Source organism: Mesorhizobium sp. P2_F5 (genome assembly GCF_056403715.1).
In genome coordinates, this window is sequence record NZ_JBFUEY010000017.1 from 91,010 (window position 1) to 108,964 (window position 17,955).

The 17,955-nt window shown below is 62.9% G+C and carries 15 protein-coding genes; 7 read left to right on the plus strand and 8 right to left on the minus strand.

Annotated features, from left to right (window positions below; all coding sequences use genetic code 11):
- Window positions 1-196 precede the first annotated feature (196 nt).
- The 3 genes from folD to AC1DYO_RS21875 all read left to right on the plus strand — a co-directional run bounded on the left by folD (window position 197) and on the right by AC1DYO_RS21875 (window position 3,930).
- Window positions 197-1,096 carry a bifunctional methylenetetrahydrofolate dehydrogenase/methenyltetrahydrofolate cyclohydrolase FolD gene (gene folD, locus AC1DYO_RS21865; protein ID WP_477266585.1) on the plus strand — a complete coding sequence of 300 codons (900 nt, stop codon included), beginning with the start codon at window positions 197-199 and terminating at the stop codon, window positions 1,094-1,096.
- 53 nt (window positions 1,097-1,149) lie between these two features.
- Window positions 1,150-2,112 carry a GlxA family transcriptional regulator gene (locus AC1DYO_RS21870; RefSeq protein ID WP_181058559.1) on the plus strand — a complete coding sequence of 321 codons (963 nt, stop codon included), beginning with the start codon at window positions 1,150-1,152 and terminating at the stop codon, window positions 2,110-2,112.
- Between the two features lie 147 nt (window positions 2,113-2,259).
- Window positions 2,260-3,930 (plus strand): vWA domain-containing protein, encoded by a 1,671-nt coding sequence (locus tag AC1DYO_RS21875; RefSeq protein WP_477266586.1) that lies wholly within the window; start codon window positions 2,260-2,262, stop codon window positions 3,928-3,930.
- Between the two features lie 70 nt (window positions 3,931-4,000).
- Here AC1DYO_RS21875 and edd read toward each other — a convergent pair whose 3' ends face one another.
- The 3 genes from edd to zwf form a co-directional block, all read right to left on the minus strand.
- Window positions 4,001-5,824 carry a phosphogluconate dehydratase gene (gene edd / locus AC1DYO_RS21880; protein ID WP_477266587.1) on the minus strand — a complete coding sequence of 608 codons (1,824 nt, stop codon included), beginning with the start codon at window positions 5,822-5,824 and terminating at the stop codon, window positions 4,001-4,003.
- A gap of 63 nt (window positions 5,825-5,887) precedes the next feature.
- Window positions 5,888-6,604, minus strand: a complete 717-nt coding sequence (pgl, locus tag AC1DYO_RS21885) for a 6-phosphogluconolactonase (protein ID WP_477266588.1) — start codon at window positions 6,602-6,604, stop codon at window positions 5,888-5,890.
- A complete protein-coding gene (zwf, locus tag AC1DYO_RS21890) occupies window positions 6,586-8,055 on the minus strand; it encodes a glucose-6-phosphate dehydrogenase (protein ID WP_477266589.1) in 1,470 nt (489 codons plus the stop codon). Before zwf ends, pgl begins: the two co-directional genes overlap by 19 nt.
- A gap of 323 nt (window positions 8,056-8,378) precedes the next feature.
- On the opposite strand from zwf, the gene AC1DYO_RS21895 reads away from it, so the two are divergent.
- The 3 genes from AC1DYO_RS21895 to AC1DYO_RS21905 all read left to right on the plus strand — a co-directional run bounded on the left by AC1DYO_RS21895 (window position 8,379) and on the right by AC1DYO_RS21905 (window position 11,983).
- Window positions 8,379-9,125, plus strand: a complete 747-nt coding sequence (locus AC1DYO_RS21895) for an SDR family oxidoreductase (protein ID WP_477266620.1) — start codon at window positions 8,379-8,381, stop codon at window positions 9,123-9,125.
- Between the two features lie 179 nt (window positions 9,126-9,304).
- Entirely contained in the window at window positions 9,305-10,600 is a 1,296-nt protein-coding gene (locus AC1DYO_RS21900) for a Mur ligase family protein (protein ID WP_477266590.1), read from the plus strand.
- Window positions 10,601-10,687: 87 nt separating this feature from the next.
- The gene (locus AC1DYO_RS21905; RefSeq protein ID WP_477266591.1) at window positions 10,688-11,983 is read left to right on the plus strand and encodes a Mur ligase family protein; all 1,296 of its coding nucleotides are present in this window, start codon (window positions 10,688-10,690) and stop codon (window positions 11,981-11,983) included.
- A 48-nt stretch (window positions 11,984-12,031) separates the two neighbouring features.
- Here AC1DYO_RS21905 and AC1DYO_RS21910 read toward each other — a convergent pair whose 3' ends face one another.
- From AC1DYO_RS21910 to AC1DYO_RS21920, 3 genes are all read right to left on the minus strand, one after another.
- Entirely contained in the window at window positions 12,032-12,913 is an 882-nt protein-coding gene (locus AC1DYO_RS21910) for an SH3 domain-containing protein (protein ID WP_477266592.1), read from the minus strand.
- A 275-nt stretch (window positions 12,914-13,188) separates the two neighbouring features.
- Window positions 13,189-14,475: an NAD(P)/FAD-dependent oxidoreductase gene (locus AC1DYO_RS21915; protein ID WP_477266593.1), complete on the minus strand. Its 1,287-nt coding sequence runs from the start codon at window positions 14,473-14,475 to the stop codon at window positions 13,189-13,191.
- Window positions 14,476-14,602: 127 nt separating this feature from the next.
- Complete coding sequence (locus AC1DYO_RS21920; RefSeq protein ID WP_181058551.1) at window positions 14,603-16,039, minus strand: glutamine synthetase family protein; 1,437 nt, start codon at window positions 16,037-16,039, stop codon at window positions 14,603-14,605.
- A gap of 148 nt (window positions 16,040-16,187) precedes the next feature.
- On the opposite strand from AC1DYO_RS21920, the gene AC1DYO_RS21925 reads away from it, so the two are divergent.
- Entirely contained in the window at window positions 16,188-16,904 is a 717-nt protein-coding gene (locus AC1DYO_RS21925) for an HAD family hydrolase (protein ID WP_477266594.1), read from the plus strand.
- A gap of 41 nt (window positions 16,905-16,945) precedes the next feature.
- Here AC1DYO_RS21925 and AC1DYO_RS21930 read toward each other — a convergent pair whose 3' ends face one another.
- Together AC1DYO_RS21930 and AC1DYO_RS21935 are read right to left on the minus strand one after the other, a co-directional pair.
- Window positions 16,946-17,407, minus strand: coding sequence for a response regulator (locus AC1DYO_RS21930; protein ID WP_477266595.1), 462 nt, complete (start codon window positions 17,405-17,407; stop codon window positions 16,946-16,948).
- A 274-nt stretch (window positions 17,408-17,681) separates the two neighbouring features.
- Window positions 17,682-17,924: an SMc00767 family acetate metabolism repressor gene (locus AC1DYO_RS21935; protein ID WP_006202762.1), complete on the minus strand. Its 243-nt coding sequence runs from the start codon at window positions 17,922-17,924 to the stop codon at window positions 17,682-17,684.
- Window positions 17,925-17,955: the final 31 nt, after the last annotated feature.

Sequence of the window (17,955 nt, forward strand, 5' to 3'; positions counted from 1 at the left end):
GAGTTTACGGCATCTGACGGCGCTTTGACGGGATTGCCCAAGCGAAATTTCGTGAAAATGCCGCGCAGCATGGCGCTCAAAAAGCGCTGCCGTCGGGCTTGACCCGAATGGGCGGAACGTTTGGAACAACGACATGCACGAAACAACGTTCAAGGCGCGCGCCGCGCCTTGGCTGGAATGATGTCGAGGATGGTTCATGGCCGAAGTGATTGACGGAAAGATCGTCGCCGCAGACGTGGTTCAGAAGGTCAAGGCCTTGACCGAGGACCTGGTTGCCAAGGGCAAGGCCAAGCCCGGCCTGGCGGTGGTCATCGTCGGCGAGGATCCGGCAAGCCAGGTCTATGTCGCCTCAAAATCGCGCACCGCCAAGGAATGCGGCTTTCATTCGCTGCAGCACACGCTGCCGGCCGACACATCCGAAGAGGCACTGCTCAAGATCATCGGCGAGCTGAATGCCGATCCCGCCGTAAACGGCATCCTGGTGCAGCTGCCGCTTCCCGCCCATATCGATGCCGGCAAGATCATTCAGGCCATCTCGCCGCAAAAGGATGTCGACGGCTTCCATTTCATCAATGTCGGCAAGCTCGGCACCGGCGAACTCGAAACCGCCTTCGTGCCCTGCACCCCTGCGGGCTCCATGCTTCTGATCGAACGCGTGCGCGGCAAGGACCTTTCCGGCCTCAATGCGGTGGTCGTCGGCCGCTCCAACATTGTCGGCAAGCCGATGGCCAATCTGCTGCTTGCCGCCAACTGCACCGTCACCATCGCCCATAGCCGCACCAGGGACCTGCCGGCGCTGGCCCGTACCGCCGACATATTGGTGGCTGCCGTCGGCCGGCCCGAAATGGTCAAGGGCGACTGGGTCAAGCCGGGCGCCACCGTGATCGATGTCGGGATCAATCGCATCGCCGCACCCGAGAAGGGCGAGGGCAAAACCCGCCTCGTCGGCGACGTCGCCTATGCCGAGGCAGCGAAGGCGGCCGGCGCGATCACCCCCGTGCCCGGCGGTGTCGGACCGATGACCATTGCCATGCTGATGGCCAATACGTTAGCCTCTGCCTACCTTGCGGCCGGCTTGAAGCGGCCTTCCTTCTGACCCAGAAAGCAGCTTCTTTGCCGAACCCCAGTATTCCCTCTGAACGGCCGGTCATGGATGATCCCGTTCAAGGCGGCCGGCAATTCGCGTTCCTGCTGGTCGACAAGTTTTCGATGTTTTCGCTGGCAGCGGCGATCGACACTTTCCGCTCGGCCAACCGCCTGCTCGGCCGCGATTTCTATGGCTGGACGACGGTTTCGGCCGACGGCGACTCCGTCATGGCCTCCAACGGCCTGCCGCTCAAGATCGACTACGCGGTCGCCGATCTGCCGCCGGTCGACATCCTGTTCGTCTCGGTCGGACTGACCACCGAATTCCCCGGCAAGAGCAAGGTGCTGGCGGCGCTGCGCAGCTGGGGCCGGCGCGGCAACGCGCTCGGGGCGCTGTCGGTCGGCTCTTATCTTCTGGCCGAAGCCGGCCAGCTCGAAGGCTATCGCTGCACCATCCACTGGGAGAACCGCGCCGGCTTCGTCGAGCGCTTTCCCGACATCAACTGCACCGGCAACGTCTTCGAGATCGACCGCAAGCGCTACACCTGCGCCGGCGGCACCACCTCGATCGACCTGATGCTGGAGATCGTGCGTGGCGATTTCGGCTCGAACCTCGCCAATGGCGTCGCCAACCAGTTCCAGCACGAGCGCATCCGCTCCGCCGGCGACCGCCAGCGCGTCGGGCCGGAGCGTGACCTGACCGGCAAGTCGGAGAAGCTCAGGCGCATCGTCGAACTGATGGCCGACCATCTCGACGAGCCCTTGTCGGCGGTGCAGCTCGCCAAGTCGGCGGGCCTGTCGGTGCGCCAGGTCGAGCGCCTGTTCCTGCGCCATCTGAGCGTCACGCCCGGCCGCTATTACATGCGGCTCAGGCTCGAGCGAGCGCGCGAATTGCTGCGTCAGACCAATATGCCGATCCTCGATGTGGCCATCGCCACCGGCTTCACCTCGCACTCCTATTTCGCGCAGAGCTACCGGCTGCAGTTCGGCCGTCCGCCTTCCGAAGAGCGGCGCACCACCTACTGATGCGGTGCTGAGCCAGCCTCGGAACAGGCCTCGGCCAGCGCCGGTCCTGTTACACTGCAACCGTTAGTGACCGCTCGAGGCTTGTGTCCGAACGCGCTGTCAAATAGCTTCCGGCGCGGACCAGAGGGCGGCCTCAAGGAGATTTCCATGGCGGGACTTTTGCGGAGCGTCGCTGCGGCGCTGCTCCTTTTGTCGATGACTACGCTCGGCTTTGCCGCGAACAAGGTCATCATCATTCTTGACGCTTCAGGCTCGATGTGGGCCCAGATCGACGGCAAGCCGAAGCTCGAAATCGCGCGCGAATCGCTCAGGACCGTGCTGCAGTCGGTCCCCGCCGACGACGAGATCGGCTTCATGGCCTATGGCCACCGCGAAAAGGGCAGCTGCGAGGACATCGAGCTGATCGTGCCGCCGCAGGCCGGCTCGGCAAGCGCCATTTCAGCCGCTGCCGACAGCCTGAAATTCCTCGGCAAGACGCCGCTGACCGCTGCCGTCAAACAGGCGGCCGAAGCCCTAAAATACACCGAGGACAAGGCGACTGTCGTTCTCATCACCGACGGGCTTGAAACCTGCGGCGGCGACCCGTGCGCGCTGGGCAAGGAGCTGGAAGCGTCGGGTGTCGACTTTACCGCCGACGTCGTCGGCTTCGGCCTGACCGCCGACGAGGGCAAGCAGATCGCCTGTCTCGCCGACAACACCGGCGGCAAATACATCCAGGCCTCGGACGAGAAGGCGCTGCAGGAAGCGCTGGTCGAAACCGTCGCTGCGCCGGCCCCGGCACCCGCGCCTGAACCCGCGCCGGCGCCTGCCCCGGCACCGGCGCCCGAACCGGCCAAGCCCGAATTCAATTTCATACCGAGCGCGGTCATGGCCGAAGGCGGCGATCCGATCACCGATGGCAATGCCTGGGAGGTCTACAAGGCCAAGCCCGATGGCACGCGTGGCGAGTCCGTCACCACCCAGTACAACAGCTACGAGGCCAATCTCGAGCCGGGCGACTATATCGTCGTCGCGCGCGCCGACGAGGCCCAGGTGGAACAGAAGCTCAAGATCGAGGCCGGCCAGGTCTACAAACCGCTCTTCACCTTGAACGCCGGTACCATGCTCATCCATCCGAAGGCCTACCAGGGCGCCGATATCAGTGACGAGGCTCATGTCGACTTCGCCTTCCCGGGCGGCAGCACCACTCACTATGGCGACACCAAGATCATCGTGCCGGCGGGCGAACAGAAGGTCATGGTGGCGATCGGCACCGGCTCGGTGAGCGAGACCATCCAGCTCGCCGCCGGCCAGACGATCGAAAAGGACATCGTCGTCGGCGTCGGTCATGCCGTCGTCAACGCCTACTACACCGCAGGTGGCGACAAGGCCGACTCGTCGGGCATCAGCATCCAGATCGTCAAGGCCAAGAAAAAGATCGACGGCTCGCGCGAAGATGTCGCCCATTCCTATGGCCCGGACAGCAAGTTCTGGCTGCCGCCGGATGACTATGTCGCGGTCACCGCGCTCGACCTCGCCACCGTGGAGCAGCCGTTCAGCGTCAAGGCCGGCGATAACCGGGATGTCAAGGTGACGCTCGATGCAGGCGTGCTGGCCATGTCGGCCCCAGGCGCCTACTCGATCGAGGTGCTGTCGTCGAAGAAGGACATCCAGGGCAACCGCAAGGCGCTTGGCTTGAGCTATGGCGACACCTGGCAGCAGACCATCCCGGCCGGCGACTATGTCGTCGTCCGCCACATGTCCGGTGAAGGCCAGGACAAGGAAATGCCGGTGACGGTCAAGGCCGGCGAACGGACCGAGATTACGGTCCAGCCGTAATTGGCGTTTCATCCCAAACGAAAAAAGGGCGGCCTTGAGCCGCCCTTGTTATATCTCGTGGAATGATGGCTCAGGCCGTGCCGAAAGCGCTGGCGCCATGGTCCGCACGGCCGACCAGCTGGCGGAAACCGGCGAACAGCTCGCGGCCGAAGCCGAACTCGTTGCCGATGAGGTCGGCGTCCGCCGTGCGGCGCAGCGCCAGCTCCGGCCCTGGCACCAGCACTTCGAGCGTACCGGCGTCGGCGTCGAGGCGGATAATGTCGCCGTCGTGGATCCTGGCGATGGGCCCTTCCTCGACCGCTTCCGGCGTCACATGGATTGCCGCCGGCACCTTGCCGGAAGCGCCCGACATGCGCCCGTCCGTCACCAGCGCGACGCGCTGGCCGCGATCCTGCAGGATGCCGAGCACAGTGGTCAGCTTGTGCAGTTCCGGCATGCCGTTGGCTTTCGGCCCCTGGAAGCGGATGACGGCGATGAAGTCACCGGTGAGCGTACCGGCTTTGAAGGCCTCATTCAAACCTTGCTGGCTGTCGAACACCTTGGCCGGCGCCTCGATGACGCGGCGTTCCGGCTTCACGGCCGAGGTCTTGATGACGGCATGCCCGAGATTGCCCGCCAGCACCTTCAGGCCGCCGGTCGGCTGGAAGGCCTTGGCGAAGGGCGCCAGCACCTTCTCGTCGCCGCTCTGCAGCGGTGAGGCCTCGCGCACCACGCTGCCGTCTTCGCCAAGCCTGGCCTCGACCGCATATGGCCTGAGGCCTTCGCCCCACACCGTCTGCACATCCTCATGCAGGATGCCTTCGTCGAGCAGTTCGCGGATCAGGAAGCCGAGCCCCCCGGCGGCATGGAAATGGTTCACGTCGGCAAGCCCGTTCGGATAGACGCGGGCGAGAAGCGGCACCGCCTCGGACAGGTCGGAAATGTCCTGCCAGGTCAGCGCAATGCCGGCCGCCGCAGCCATGGCGATGAGATGGATGGTGTGGTTGGTCGAGCCTCCGGTGGCGTGCAGGCCGACGACGCCGTTGACGAAAGAGCGTTCGTCGATCATGCGGCCGACCGGCGTGTAGGCATTGCCGAGCGCGGTGATCGCCAGCGCCCGCTTTGTCGCTTCTCTGGTCAGCGCGTCGCGCAGCGGCGTGCCCGGATTGACGAAGGAGGCGCCGGGCGTATGCAGGCCCATGATCTCCATCAGCATCTGGTTGGAGTTGGCGGTGCCGTAGAAGGTGCAGGTGCCCGGCCCATGATAGGATTTGGACTCGGCCTCGAGCAGTTCGGCGCGTCCTGCCTTGCCCTCGGCATAGAGCTGGCGGACCTTGGCCTTCTCGTCATTGGGCAGGCCCGTCGTCATCGGTCCGGCCGGTACGAACACCGCCGGCAGATGGCCGAAGGTGAGTGCCGCGATCACCAGCCCGGGCACGATCTTGTCGCAGACGCCGAGATAGACGGCGGCGTCGAACATGTTGTGCGACAGGCCGATTGCCGCGGCCATGGCGATCACGTCGCGTGAGAACAGCGACAACTCCATGCCGGGCTGTCCCTGGGTCACGCCGTCGCACATGGCCGGCACGCCACCGGCCACTTGCGCGATGCCACCAACTTCCTTCGCGGCTTCCTTGATCAGCGCCGGAAACGTCTCGAAGGGCTGATGCGCCGACAGCATGTCGTTGTAGGAGGTGATGATGCCGAGGTTCGGGACCTTGTCGGCGCCGAGCGCCAGCTTTTCAGTCGGGCTGCAGACGGCAAATCCATGCGCGAGGTTGCCGCAGGACAGCACCGAACGGTTGGCGGTGCGGTTAGATGCCTCGGCGATGCGGCCGAGATAGCGCTCGCGGCCGGCTTTCGAGCGCTGGCGGATGCGTTCCGTAATGGCTTCGATGTCGCGTCTGGCTGTCATGGTCGGTCCTTTCGAGCCCCGGAAGAACGTCCTCCACCGTCTGCCGGGACTGCTTTCGTGAAATCAGGGTGCCCAGAACACCTCTACAGGTATGGGTGCTGCTTCGAGCACTTTGCGAATGGGCTTCTTCGCACCCGGTCCCATCGCATCCTCGAAGGCGGTGCGTTTGTCCTTGCCTTCGATATGCAGCGCGATGAAGCCGGCGGCGATGATACGCGCCATCGATAGTGTCAGCCGTGGCTCGCCGCCGCTCGGTGCATGCACCGGCAGCACAATCCTCTGCGAGGCGGGATCGAGCAAGGCGGGCAGATTGTCGGCGTCGGGAAAGAACGACGCGGTGTGGCCGTCGCCGCCCATGCCGAGCACGACGACGTCGAGCGGCCAGGGCAATGCCTTGAGTGCCGTGTCGTCGGACGCCGCGGCAGTCTCGATGCTTGCGGCCCCGTGATACATCGGCACGAAGTGAGCGGCGGCCGCGGCATTCTGGAGCAGGTTGGCGGCAACCAGCCCGGCATTCGAGCGCGGCGAGGAGGCGGGCACGAACCGTTCGTCGACCAGTGTTACCGTCACCTTGTTCCAGGCGATCGGAATGGCCGAAAGTGCTGCAAAGAACTTCGCCGGCGTGGTGCCGCCGGAAACGGCAAGGAGAGCCGTGCCGCGCTCTTCGATGGCCTTGGTCAGGCGCGCCGCGACATTGCCGGCAAGGGCCGCCGCCAGGTCCTGGCGCCCGGCAAAGCCGTTCCAGCTATAGGCGGGCTCGCTCAATTGCTCTCGTGCCATGTCCGCCCGTCGCGTTCGATCAGCGCAATCGAGGCCGAGGGGCCCCATGTGCCGGCCGTATAGCCTTGCGCCTCCTGCCTGGCGCTTTCCCAGGCGTTCTGGATCGGATCGATCCACTTCCATGCCGCCTCGACTTCGTCGCGGCGCATGAACAGCGTCTGGTTGCCGCGCACGACATCCATGATCAGTCGTTCATAGGCATCCGGTGCGCGGCCGTCGAAAGATGTTGCAAAGCTCATGTCGAGCGGGATCTGGCGCAGCCGCATGCCGCCCGGACCCGGATCCTTGATCATGATGAACTGCTTGACGCCTTCGTCGGGCTGCAGCCGGATGACCAGCTGGTTGGCGAAGATCGGTCCGGCGCTGTCGCCAAAGATCGAATGCGGGATCGGTTTGAACTCGATGACGATTTCAGAGACCCGGGTCGCCAGGCGCTTGCCGGTTCGCAGGTAAAACGGCACGCCCGCCCAGCGCCAGTTGCCGATCTCGGCCTTGATGGCGACGAAGGTCTCGGTGTTGCTGTCCTTGCCGAGCTCCTCGACATAGCCTTTCACGGCGCCGCCGGATGAGGCGCCGGCACGGTACTGGCCGCGCACGGTGTGCTTGGGCGCGTCATTGCCGTTGATGCGCTTGAGCGCGCGCAGCACCTTCAGCTTCTCGTCGCGCACGGCGTCCGCATCCATCGACGACGGCGCCTCCATGGCGACCAGGCACAAGAGCTGCAGAATGTGATTCTGCACCATGTCGCGCAGTGCGCCGGCCTTGTCGTAATAGGTGACGCGGTCTTCGAGGCCGACGGTCTCGGCGACCGTTATCTGCACATGGTCGATATGGGCTGAGTTCCACAGCGGCTCGTAGAGCGCATTGGCAAAGCGCAGCGCCATCAGGTTCTGCACCGTCTCCTTGCCGAGATAGTGGTCGATACGGAAGATCTGGCTTTCGTGGAAATCGTCGCCGACCAAATCGTTGAGCTTGCGCGCCGAGTCGAGGTCGCGGCCGATCGGCTTTTCCAGCACGATGCGCGAATTCGGCGTGATCAGATTGTGCGTTTTCAGCTGGTGCGAGATATCGCCGAACAACGCCGGTGCCACCGCCAGGTAGAAGGCGCGGATGCGGTCGCTGTCACCGATCGCCTTTTTCAGCTTGTCGAAGCCGGCGCCCGTCGTCGCGTCGGCCGACACGTAGGACAGCCGCGCCAGGAACGTCTTCAGTTCCTTGGCGTCGATATCGGCCGGCTTGACGTGGTCGGAAATCGCCTGCTTGGCGAAAGCCTGGAATTCCTCGTCGCTCATCTTCGAGCGCGACGTGCCGATGATGCGGGTCGGCTCGGAAAACTGATGGTCGCGCTGGCGATGGTAGAGCGACGGCAGGAGCTTGCGTTCCGACAGGTCGCCGGTGCCGCCGAAAATGATAAAGTCGAAAGGATCGACGGGGATGATCTGGCTGGTCATGGTCTGTCCGCTTTGACGCCGCACACTGTGACGCGGCTGGGTATAATCTAATCGATTTAAATTTGCCAGTGCCATGGTGTCACATCAGGGACCAATCACTGCATATTGATTCGGTCCAAATGTGCCTTGACACTGGCTGCCACCCTGAGGCTTTTCGTCAAGCTATGGTCCCGGGGAGCTTTCGCGCCTGCAACATAGAGCGGGAATGTGACGAAAGCTAATGCATGTCGCCCAGAAGTGTGCAGCGGTTCTGGGAGATCGACATGCATCAAAACAAAGAGAGAAATGCGCTTGCGAGGTGATCTTCAATGAGCGGGAAAAGCATGCGTCTGGAAAACAAGGTCGCCGTCATCACTGGTGCTGCCGCGGGCTTCGGCGAAGGCATGGCCAGGCGCTTTGCCGAAGAGGGTGCAAAGGTGGTTGTCGCCGACCTCAACGCCAGGGGCGCGGAGCGTGTTGCCGCCGAGATCGGCGAGGCCGCGATCTGGACCCAGACCGACGTTTCGCAGCGTTCCGAATTCGACGAGATGGTCTATGCCGCAAAAAGCGCCTTCGGCCGCATCGACATCATGGTCAACAATGCTGGCTACACCCATCGCAACGGCGACATGCTCGACGTCGACGAGGCGACCTTCGACCTGATCACCGCAGTCAACATAAAGGCAATCTATCACGCCGCACTTGCCGTGGTGCCGATCATGGAGCGGCAGGGCGGCGGCGTCATCCTGACCACGGCTTCGACCGCGGGTCTGCGGCCGCGGCCGGGCCTCACCTGGTACAATGCCTCGAAGGGCTGGGCGATCACCGCCACCAAATCAATGGCGGTCGAGCTCGCGCCGAAGAACATCCGCGTCAACTGCCTTTGCCCCGTTGCCGGCGAAACCGGCATGCTGGAGAAGTTCATGGGCGCCGATACGCCCGAAATCCGCGAGAAGTTCCGCGCCTCGATCCCGCTCGGCCGTCTGTCGACGCCGCTCGATATCGCCAACGCCGCGCTCTGGCTTGCATCGGATGAAGCCGCCTTCATCACCGGCGTGGCGCTGGAAGTCGACGGCGGACGCTGCATCTGAGCAATTCGGGAAGTACCTCTCTGTTCGCAATCCATGGCGGACAGAGCAACGTCAGCAAGAGGTCGCATCGGTTTGCCGGCCGGCCGAGGAACGAGCAGTTGACGTCGTCACACCGGGCCCCAGTTTGACTCCACGATCCACCGAAAGGCACAATGGATCGAGGATAGTGTTGGCGGGTGATGAAGATCAGGCAGCAGAAAAGCCGCTACGATCTGGGCTGGCGGCTGCGGCTTTACCTGGCCAGGCGTGCGCGGGCGCGAAGCAAAGCGACCTTCATCGGCATTACCGGAAGTTCCGGCAAGACGACGGCGGGGAGCCTGCTTGGACATATCCTGGCCGGCCACGGTTCGGTCTATACACAGGTTCTGGCCAACACGATGAAACTGCTGGTCAGCACGCTATCCAGGCGAATGAGGAAGGGCGGCAAAACCGATTACGTCGTCTTCGAGGCGGCTGCGTTCGGCCCGGATACAATGAAGCCGATGGCCGAGTTGCTTCGCCCCGATGTCGCTGTTGTCACCATGGTCCGGCTGGAGCATCGCGCCAGTTTCAAGACTCTGGAAAACGTTGCGCATGAAAAGCACGCACTGGTCGCGGCGCTGGAGCCGGGCGGCTTCGCTATGCTCAATGCCGATGACCCGCATGTGCTGGGCATGGCCTCGGCGAGCGATTGCCGCGCCGTCACATTCGGCACATCGGAGCGGGCCGATTATCGCGTCAGCGATATCGAGGCCGCCTATCCCAGGCCGTTGCGATTCTCGCTCCACTGGCGCGGCGGTGTGCTCGATATCGAGACGCCGTTCCCCGGCGAGCATTTCTGGCTGCCGACGGTTGCGGCCGCGGCCACAGCCCTTGAACTGGGAGTGCCTGCGCAGATGGTAAAGGACAGGACCGCGACGTTCCAGCCTCTGGAAAATCGCGGCCAGGTGCTCGTCCCTGCAGGCGGTCCCCACTTCATCGTGGATGCCGCAAAGGCGCCCTGGCATTCGCTGAGCCTTGCCTTCGATATGGTAGCCAGATCGACATTCGGGCGAAAACGCATCGTTCTTGGCCAGCTATCGGATTTTGCCGGCTCGAACAGGAAATATGCCGACGCTTACAGCGGCGCGCGCGAGATCGCAGACCAGGTGATTTATGCCGGCGATCATGCCCATCGCTCCAAGGCCAGCCAGGCCGATCGCGACAGTGGCCGCTTCATTGAACTGCGCACGGCAAAAGAAGTGTCGGACTACGTCGCGCAAACCGCGCAGCCGGACGAACTGATCCTGATCAAGAGTTCATCCAGCCTTCACCTCGAGCGCGTCGCGCTTGCCTGGACCCACGACGTCCGGTGTTGGGTTTCGGTGTGCGGCAAAACCGAGGGATGCGAGCAATGCGGTCTCTATGAAGTGCCGTTTGAGCAGCACCGCGAGTTTGTCGCGCAGAGAAAAATGAAGCGCCGCAAGCACAGACTGCTGCGGCTCCTCGGTCGTTAAAGTTTTTGGGCCCAAGCACGCCAGCGCCCCGTTTGACTCGGGAACTTGGCACGACGCATATTAGGCCGGGCTAAGAACTGGCGGGTTGTGAAACTGGAATTCCCGAAAAATCGCAAGGACTTGGGGTGGGCGCTGCGACGGCTGCAGGCGCGCTGGGTGCGAGCGCGTAACAAGGCGACGTTCATCGGCATTACCGGCAGCTCCGGCAAATCCACATCCACCAGCCTGCTTGCACACATACTGAGCGCCCAAGGCAAGGTGCATCTACAGGCCCAAGCCAACACAATGCCTGCGCTCATTCGAACGCTCTACAAGCGGCTGAGGAGGACTGGCAAAGTCGATTACGTCGTTTTCGAAGCCGGCGCTTCCGACTTCGGCACGATCAGCGCCATGGCGCAGATGCTGAAGCCGAGCGTGGCGGTGGTTACGATGATCCGCCTGGAGCACTTTGGTAAGTTCAGGACTCTGGAAGCTGTAGCGGGAGAGAAGCGGGCGCTGGTCGAGGCACTCCACCCCGATGGACTTGCGGTTCTCAATTGCGATGACCCACTGGTGCTCGGTATGGCGTCTGGCGCGAAATGCCGGATTGCGACCTTTGGTCAATCCGACGAGGCAGACCACCGCGTGAGTGACGTGTATGCCGCGTATCCAGAATTGCTGCGGTTCACCCTTCGTTGGCGCGATGGGAGCTTGAATATTCAAGCGCCCTTTCCCGGCGAGCAATTCTGGCTGCCGACTGCAGCGGCTGTGGCCACCGCCTTGGAACTTGGCGTCCCGCCAGAGAAAGTCATAGCGGGAACGGCATCGTTTGAACCGCTACCCAACCGCTCTACGGTGCAAGAGGTACCAGCAGGTCCGCAATTCCTGGTCGATACAGCTAAGGCGCCCTGGCATTCGCTCAACATTGCCCTGGAGATGATTGCAAAGGCCAAGGCCGCTCGTAAGCGCATTGTGCTTGGGCAGATATCCGACTATGCCGGCTCGTCGAGGAAATACGGCACCGCTTACAACATCGCGCGCGAAATCGCCGATGAGGTCATCTACACCGGCGACAATGCGCATCGCTCGCGCGCCAGCCAGGTCGACCGCGACAGCGGCCGTTTCATTGAGCTTCGCAGTGCCAAGGAAGTTTCGGATCATATCAAACAGACGGCAGTCCCAGGAGAACTAATTCTGCTGAAAAGTTCGTCCAACCTTCACCTGGAAAGGATCGCGCTCGCCTGGACGCACGATGTGAAATGCTGGATCGCGGTATGCGGCAAGTCGGAAAGCTGCCAAATGTGCGGCCTCTATGAAGTGCCGTTCGAGGAACACCGGGATTTCCTGGCGAAGCGCAAACTTGCTCGCAGAAGACACCGTTTCAGATGGCTGCTCGGCGGCTGACCAGAATCTGGCGGCTTCGTCTTCGGCAGCCTCGACGACGTCGTTGTCTCACGCCCCGGTCTTGATGTAGCTCTTGTAAATCCAGCCGCGCTTGCCGTTGTAGACGATCTGGCACCATTTCTTGCAGCTCACCACCTGCACCGACGACTTGGCGGGCACGGTTCCCATGGCGGCGGCGTTTTTCTGCGGATCGGTGCGCATTGTCACCGCCCTGAGGATGCGTCCGGTGCCGGCGGCAGCAGCCACCTTCTGTGGCTTGGTCGTGGCCTGTGTATCGTCCGTTGCGGCGGAAGATTGCTCGTCCGGCAGTTGCGGCTTTGGCGTCGGGATCGCGGCGGTTTCCGCGACGTCGGTGTGACCGTCCTTCGCAGTGGCGTCTGGTGCAGCAACTTTAGACAGCTGCGTCGTGGCATCGCTCTGTGCCGACGGTTCCTCGTAAGCTGCCGCATCGGCCGGTTTGGCGGCTGCCTGCTCAGTCGTGGCCTGATCGGACGGCTTGGCTTCAGCGTCGCTGTTCGGTTGCGGCGCAGTCCAGCGCGGATCGTTGGCCGCCAGCGCCGGTATCGCGGCCGCCCCGGCAGCCACCGTTCGTGAAACCGCATCGCCCTTGGGTGCGGCTTGCGGCGCCGCTGCCGCTGCAACTGTCGCCGCCGGGGTGACCGGGGCGATCTTGGTTGTCTTGACCGGGATGGTTGGAACGCTCTGCTGCGAAAGAGGCTGCGTGCTGGCGCTCGCCTGCCGGTCGTTGGCCGGCAACGCCAGCCAAAGCGCGATACCCGCCACGCCAAGCAGCGCTGCGGTGCCGACCGCGGCTATCACCAGATGCGAATTCGTGCGCACCCCCTGCCAGAAGGAGGGCCGCATATCGTAACCGAACTGCATGGCAAAGCGCCGTCGTTCCGGCGCGCCGAAACCGAAGGGCTCATTCACTCTTGCCACCTCCAAAAGATGAGCCGGTGTTCTTTCGATCGGCGCCGGCAGTCCGGCATCCGATCGGCATCGGTCCCAACAACAAAGCGGGCAAGCCCGCGGAAATCCCCGTTCAATCGCCCAGAACCGGCATCCTTTGCCCTTGATTGTGGCATCAGTGCGCCCTTGGGAGGAATTCTGCGCTCTTGTTAAGGATTCCGCAACGTCTCGCTGCGGCAACCAACATCTCAATAGAATCAGCCCGGTATCAGCCCGACTGATATGAGATACGTTCCCTATATTCGGTCCCGCAGCGCAAACCAGTTGAGCGCCAGGAACAGCAATGGCGTTCTGAAGCGTCTGCCGCCGGGGAAGGCCGGGATTTTCAGGTCCTCGATCAGCTTCAGCCGGTCGCGGTTGCCGGCGACGGTCTCGGCATAGAGCTTGCCGAAGAAGTTCGACAGCATGACGCCATGGCCGGAATAACCGCCGACCGAGATCACATTGGGCATCACCTCGCGCACAAACGGCTTTCTCGGCACGGTGATGCCGACATAGCCGCCCCAGCCATGGGTGATCTCGACGTCCCGGAGGTCCGGATAAAGTTCCGCTATCTGCCGGCGGATATGGATATGGATGTCCTTCGGATCGTTGACGCCATAGACCTCGCGCCCGCCGAACAGCAGCCTTCCGTCCCTGGATTTGCGGAAATAGCGCACGACGAAACGCGAATCGTCGACCGCCTCGCCGCCCGGCAGCACTTTCGAATTGACGCCCAGCGGCACCGTCGCGCCGATGAAGGAGCCGATCGGCATGATGTGTGCGGCACTCACCGGCTCGAGCGTGCCGCCATAGGCGTTGACGCCGATCAGGCATTTCTGCGCCGTGATGGTGCCTCTCGGCGTCGTCACCCTGACCTTGCCGCCGCTGGACGTTATGCCGGTCGACGGCGTCTGCTCGAACAGGTGGGCGCCGGCCGCGGCCGCCACCTTCGCCGTGCCGATCACCAGCTTCATCGGGTGGATGTGCCCGGTGCCGGTGTCGCGGGTACCGCCGAAGTAGCGTGTGGAGCCCAGCCGCTCGGCCGTTTCCCTCGCATCCATGAAGGCGATGTGCGGATAATTGAAACGGTCCGCCATGATCTCGGCATGCGCCTTGTAGTCGTCGACATAGCGCTGCTTGTGCGCCACCGACAATTGACCGGGCACGTATTCGATGTCGATCTGGTTGACGGCGGCGAATTCCAGCAGGTGCGCTTTCGCCTCTTCGGCAAGACCGAACAGGGCCTTGGCGCGGGAAAGCCCGTATTCGGCCTCCATCTCTTCGGCCCAGGCGCGCTGGCCGGTGCCAAGCTGGCCGCCATTGCGTCCGGAAGCACCATCGCCGAAACGGAACGCCTCGATCAGCACGACGTTGGCTCCAGCCTTGGCCAAATGCGCTGCCGCCGACAGGCCGGTGAAGCCGCCGCCGACGATGACAACATCGCAGGTGCGGTCGCCATCGAGGGCTGGATATTCGGGTCGAGGTCCCGCCGTGTCTTCGTACCAGGAGCGGCCAGGTGAGATCGGTGATTGGTAAGGCATGGGAACGCCAGTCAATGATGGATAGTGAATGGTGAATGGCTGCGAGACGCGCGTCGCCTGCGCTCATCCATCCAATATGAAACTACTCACCATTCACCGTTCACCATTGACGCGACGAAGTTGCCGATCACACGTTGAGCAACAAATACTCCCGCTCCCACGGGCTGATCACTTCCATGAAGGTCTCGAACTCCGCCCGCTTGATCGCGGCATAGGTGGCGGCGAAGGACTTGCCCAGAAGCGCGCACAATTCCTCGTCGCCTTCGAACAGGTCGACGGCCTCGAGCAGCCCGCGTGGCAGGTCGATCTCGTCTGCGTTGGCGGTGGTCAGCACCGGAGGCTCGGCCTTGATCTTGTTGGTCATGCCGATCAGCCCGCAGGCAAGCGACGCCGCCAGCGCCAGATAGGGATTGGCGTCGGAAGACGGGATGCGGTTTTCGACACGCCGCGCCGCCGGGTCCGAGCGCGGCACGCGGAACGCCGTGGTGCGGTTGTCATAGCCCCATTTGTTGTTGACCGGCGCCGAGGCCGACTGCGTCAGCCGGCGGTAGGAATTGACGTAGGGCGCAAACATCACCAGCGCATTCGGCACATGCTTCTGCATGCCGCCGATGAAATGGAAGAAGTCGTCGGTTTCCGAGCCGTCCTGCGCCGAAAAGATGTTCTGGCCGGTCTTCTTGTCGATGATCGACTGGTGGATGTGCATGGCGGAACCCGGCTGCCCCTGGATCGGCTTGGCCATGAAGGTGGCATAGATCTCATGCTTGAGCGCCGCCTCGCGGATGGTGCGCTTGAACATGAATACCTGGTCGGCAAGTTCGATCGGATCGCCGTGGCGCAAATTGATCTCGAGCTGGCCGGCGCCCTCCTCGTGGATCAGCGTGTCGATCTCCAGGCCCTGGCTCTCGGAGAAATGGTATATGTCGTCGATCAGCTCGTCGAACTCGTTGACGCCGGCGATCGAATAGCCGGCGCCGCCGCCGATCGCCCGCCCCGAACGGCCGACAGGCGGGGTCAGCGGATAATCCGGATCGGGGTTCTTGCGCACCAGGTAGAATTCGATCTCGGGCGCCACCACCGGCTTCAGCCCACGCTTGTCATAGGCAGCCAGCACGCGCTTCAGCACATTGCGCGGCGTGAACTCCACCGAGCGGCCGTCCTGGTGGACGAGATCGCAGATGACAGCTGCCGTCGGGTCTTCTTCCCACGGCACCACCGTCAGGGTCGACAGATCCGGCATCAGCTTCAGATCGCCATCATCCTCCGGATAGTGGAAGCCGTTGCCATCCTCGGGATAGCCGCCCGAAATCGTCGTCATGAACACCGCCGAAGGCAACGCCAGCGAGGTGTTGGAGGTGAATTTCTTCGACGGCATCATCTTGCCACGGGCGACACCCGCCTGGTCGGGTGTGATGCATTCTATGTCTTCGATGCCGCGCCATTCCAGCCAGGCGCTGACTTCCTTCCAGTTCTTCACGCCGCGTTGATTTTTCACGAAGGCAGGCGTGCGGACGCGTCCTCCGCGGTTCGACGGACGGACTTCCTTTTTCGCAGGCGGCATCATTCACCAGATTGGGTTGCGGATTTCGGAGTATAGCCGTGGCGGGTGATGGAAGGGAAGGGGAGCCCGCCCGAGTTCGCCTTCGTGGTTGAAAATCGCTCCGCGCAGATTAGGGTCAGCCTCCCGCAGATCGAGCAGTTGAAGACACCGAATGCCAACCAGACGCAACTTGACCACTATCGGCTTCGACGCCGACGATACGCTGTGGCAGAACGAGCAGTTCTTCCGCCTGACCGAGAAGCGCTTTGCGGCACTGCTCGCCGATCATGGCGAGGCCGAGCATATTTCGGCGCGGCTGCTCGAAGCCGAAAAGCGCAACCTTGCCGTCTACGGCTTCGGCATCAAAGGGTTCACCCTGTCAATGATCGAAACGGCGATCGAGGTGACCGAAGGCCATGTGCCGGCCTCGACCATCGCCGAAATCCTTGCCGCCGGACGCGACATGCTCGGCCATCCGGTCGAGGCGCTGCCGCATGCGCGCGAAACCGTGGAGCGGCTCGCCGGCGCCTATCATCTGGTGCTGATCACCAAGGGCGATCTGTTCGACCAGGAGCGCAAGCTGGCGGCGTCCGGCCTCGGCGACCTGTTCGATGCCGTCGAGATCGTCAGCGACAAGAGCGCCGCCACCTATGCCAGGATATTCAGTCGCCATGGCGGCAGCCCGCAGAACAGCATGATGGTCGGCAATTCGCTGAAGTCCGACGTTGTGCCGGCCATCGAGGCCGGCAGCTGGGGTGTGCATGTGCCGCACGAACTGACCTGGGTGCTGGAGCACGTCGAGCCGCCGGTCGAAGCTCCCCGCTTCCGCTCGATTGCCGATCTTGGCGAATTGCCGGCTTTGATCGAAAGCATCGACAAGGACGGTTGACCGCCCCGCACCCGTTTCGGCCGGGCTGGGCCAGACTGCAATCAGCCGCGCCCGAGACCGATCAGCCGGTCGATCACCGGCTGCAGCCTTTCGGTGGTGATCGGCTTGGTCACCACCACATCGATGACGCTGGACAGACCGAGGCTTTCGGGCGTGCCGTTTTTGGTCGAGAGCAGGATCACCGAGGGTAACGACCGCCCCGACGCCCGCCGCAAGGCGTCGATGGCCGACATCAGCGCGTCGCAGTCCTTGTTGTCGGCGCCGCCGTCGAGAACGACGGCACCCGGAATAAGAGTGCGCAATGTCTTGGTCGCCATTTCGGGCGACTCAGAGATCGGCTTCAGCCCCGACTTCTCGACGATCTTCGACACCACCACCCGGTTGATCGGCGATTTTCCGACCACCAGAACGTGGGAGAAATCCGTTGATATCTCGGAGTTTGCGCCCCCGCTTTTCGAATTCAGATGTTTGGCGGTGTCGGTCTCGCGATTCACAGGGCACATGGGCGGGGCGGGCACTCTGCGCTGCTTCAATGCAGGGTTGAAATCCGAGAGACAATTGGCGTGAGATCACGGCCCTGTCAAGCTGAAACGACGGGCGCCCCGAATATAGCAAGAAATAATGGTCACTAGAGCAAGTTCAGTTTTCGGACTGTAGTTAAGCGGTTACGCAAAAACGAAAGTCACCCGCGCTGAAAACGCGCGGGTGACGTTGAAATCGGCCAGTGCACGACCGTGTCAGAAGATTCCGTAAGCACAAAGCTTCCGTAAGGGAAGATCAGCCGTGGCTCTGCTGGGTGACGATGACGGGGATCAGCAGGTCGCCCCAATTGCCGTCGCCGCCATGGTGCCGGGCCGAGCGCACCAGTTCCACCGAGACGCCCGCCTCGACTGCCTTCATCACCGATTGATTGAGCCTGTGCAGGTCGTTGGCCAGCATCCGGATGGTCGCCTGCTGGTCGACGCTCATGGTCGTGGACTGCTCTTCTGCACGTTCCTTGACGCGGCTTATCGATGCCATTTTTCTTCTCCTATGTCCCTTGCCCGTTCCG

Coding starts and splice junctions, on each gene's coding strand:
- folD (WP_477266585.1), top strand. CDS start 197: ATGGCCGAAGTGATTGACGGAAAGATCGTCGCCGCAGACGTGGTTCAG.
- AC1DYO_RS21870 (WP_181058559.1), top strand. CDS start 1,150: ATGGATGATCCCGTTCAAGGCGGCCGGCAATTCGCGTTCCTGCTGGTC.
- AC1DYO_RS21875 (WP_477266586.1), top strand. CDS start 2,260: ATGGCGGGACTTTTGCGGAGCGTCGCTGCGGCGCTGCTCCTTTTGTCG.
- edd (WP_477266587.1), bottom strand. CDS start 5,824: ATGACAGCCAGACGCGACATCGAAGCCATTACGGAACGCATCCGCCAG.
- pgl (WP_477266588.1), bottom strand. CDS start 6,604: ATGGCACGAGAGCAATTGAGCGAGCCCGCCTATAGCTGGAACGGCTTT.
- zwf (WP_477266589.1), bottom strand. CDS start 8,055: ATGACCAGCCAGATCATCCCCGTCGATCCTTTCGACTTTATCATTTTC.
- AC1DYO_RS21895 (WP_477266620.1), top strand. CDS start 8,379: ATGCGTCTGGAAAACAAGGTCGCCGTCATCACTGGTGCTGCCGCGGGC.
- AC1DYO_RS21900 (WP_477266590.1), top strand. CDS start 9,305: ATGAAGATCAGGCAGCAGAAAAGCCGCTACGATCTGGGCTGGCGGCTG.
- AC1DYO_RS21915 (WP_477266593.1), bottom strand. CDS start 14,475: ATGCCTTACCAATCACCGATCTCACCTGGCCGCTCCTGGTACGAAGAC.
- AC1DYO_RS21920 (WP_181058551.1), bottom strand. CDS start 16,039: ATGATGCCGCCTGCGAAAAAGGAAGTCCGTCCGTCGAACCGCGGAGGA.
- AC1DYO_RS21925 (WP_477266594.1), top strand. CDS start 16,188: ATGCCAACCAGACGCAACTTGACCACTATCGGCTTCGACGCCGACGAT.
- AC1DYO_RS21930 (WP_477266595.1), bottom strand. CDS start 17,407: ATGTGCCCTGTGAATCGCGAGACCGACACCGCCAAACATCTGAATTCG.
- AC1DYO_RS21935 (WP_006202762.1), bottom strand. CDS start 17,924: ATGGCATCGATAAGCCGCGTCAAGGAACGTGCAGAAGAGCAGTCCACG.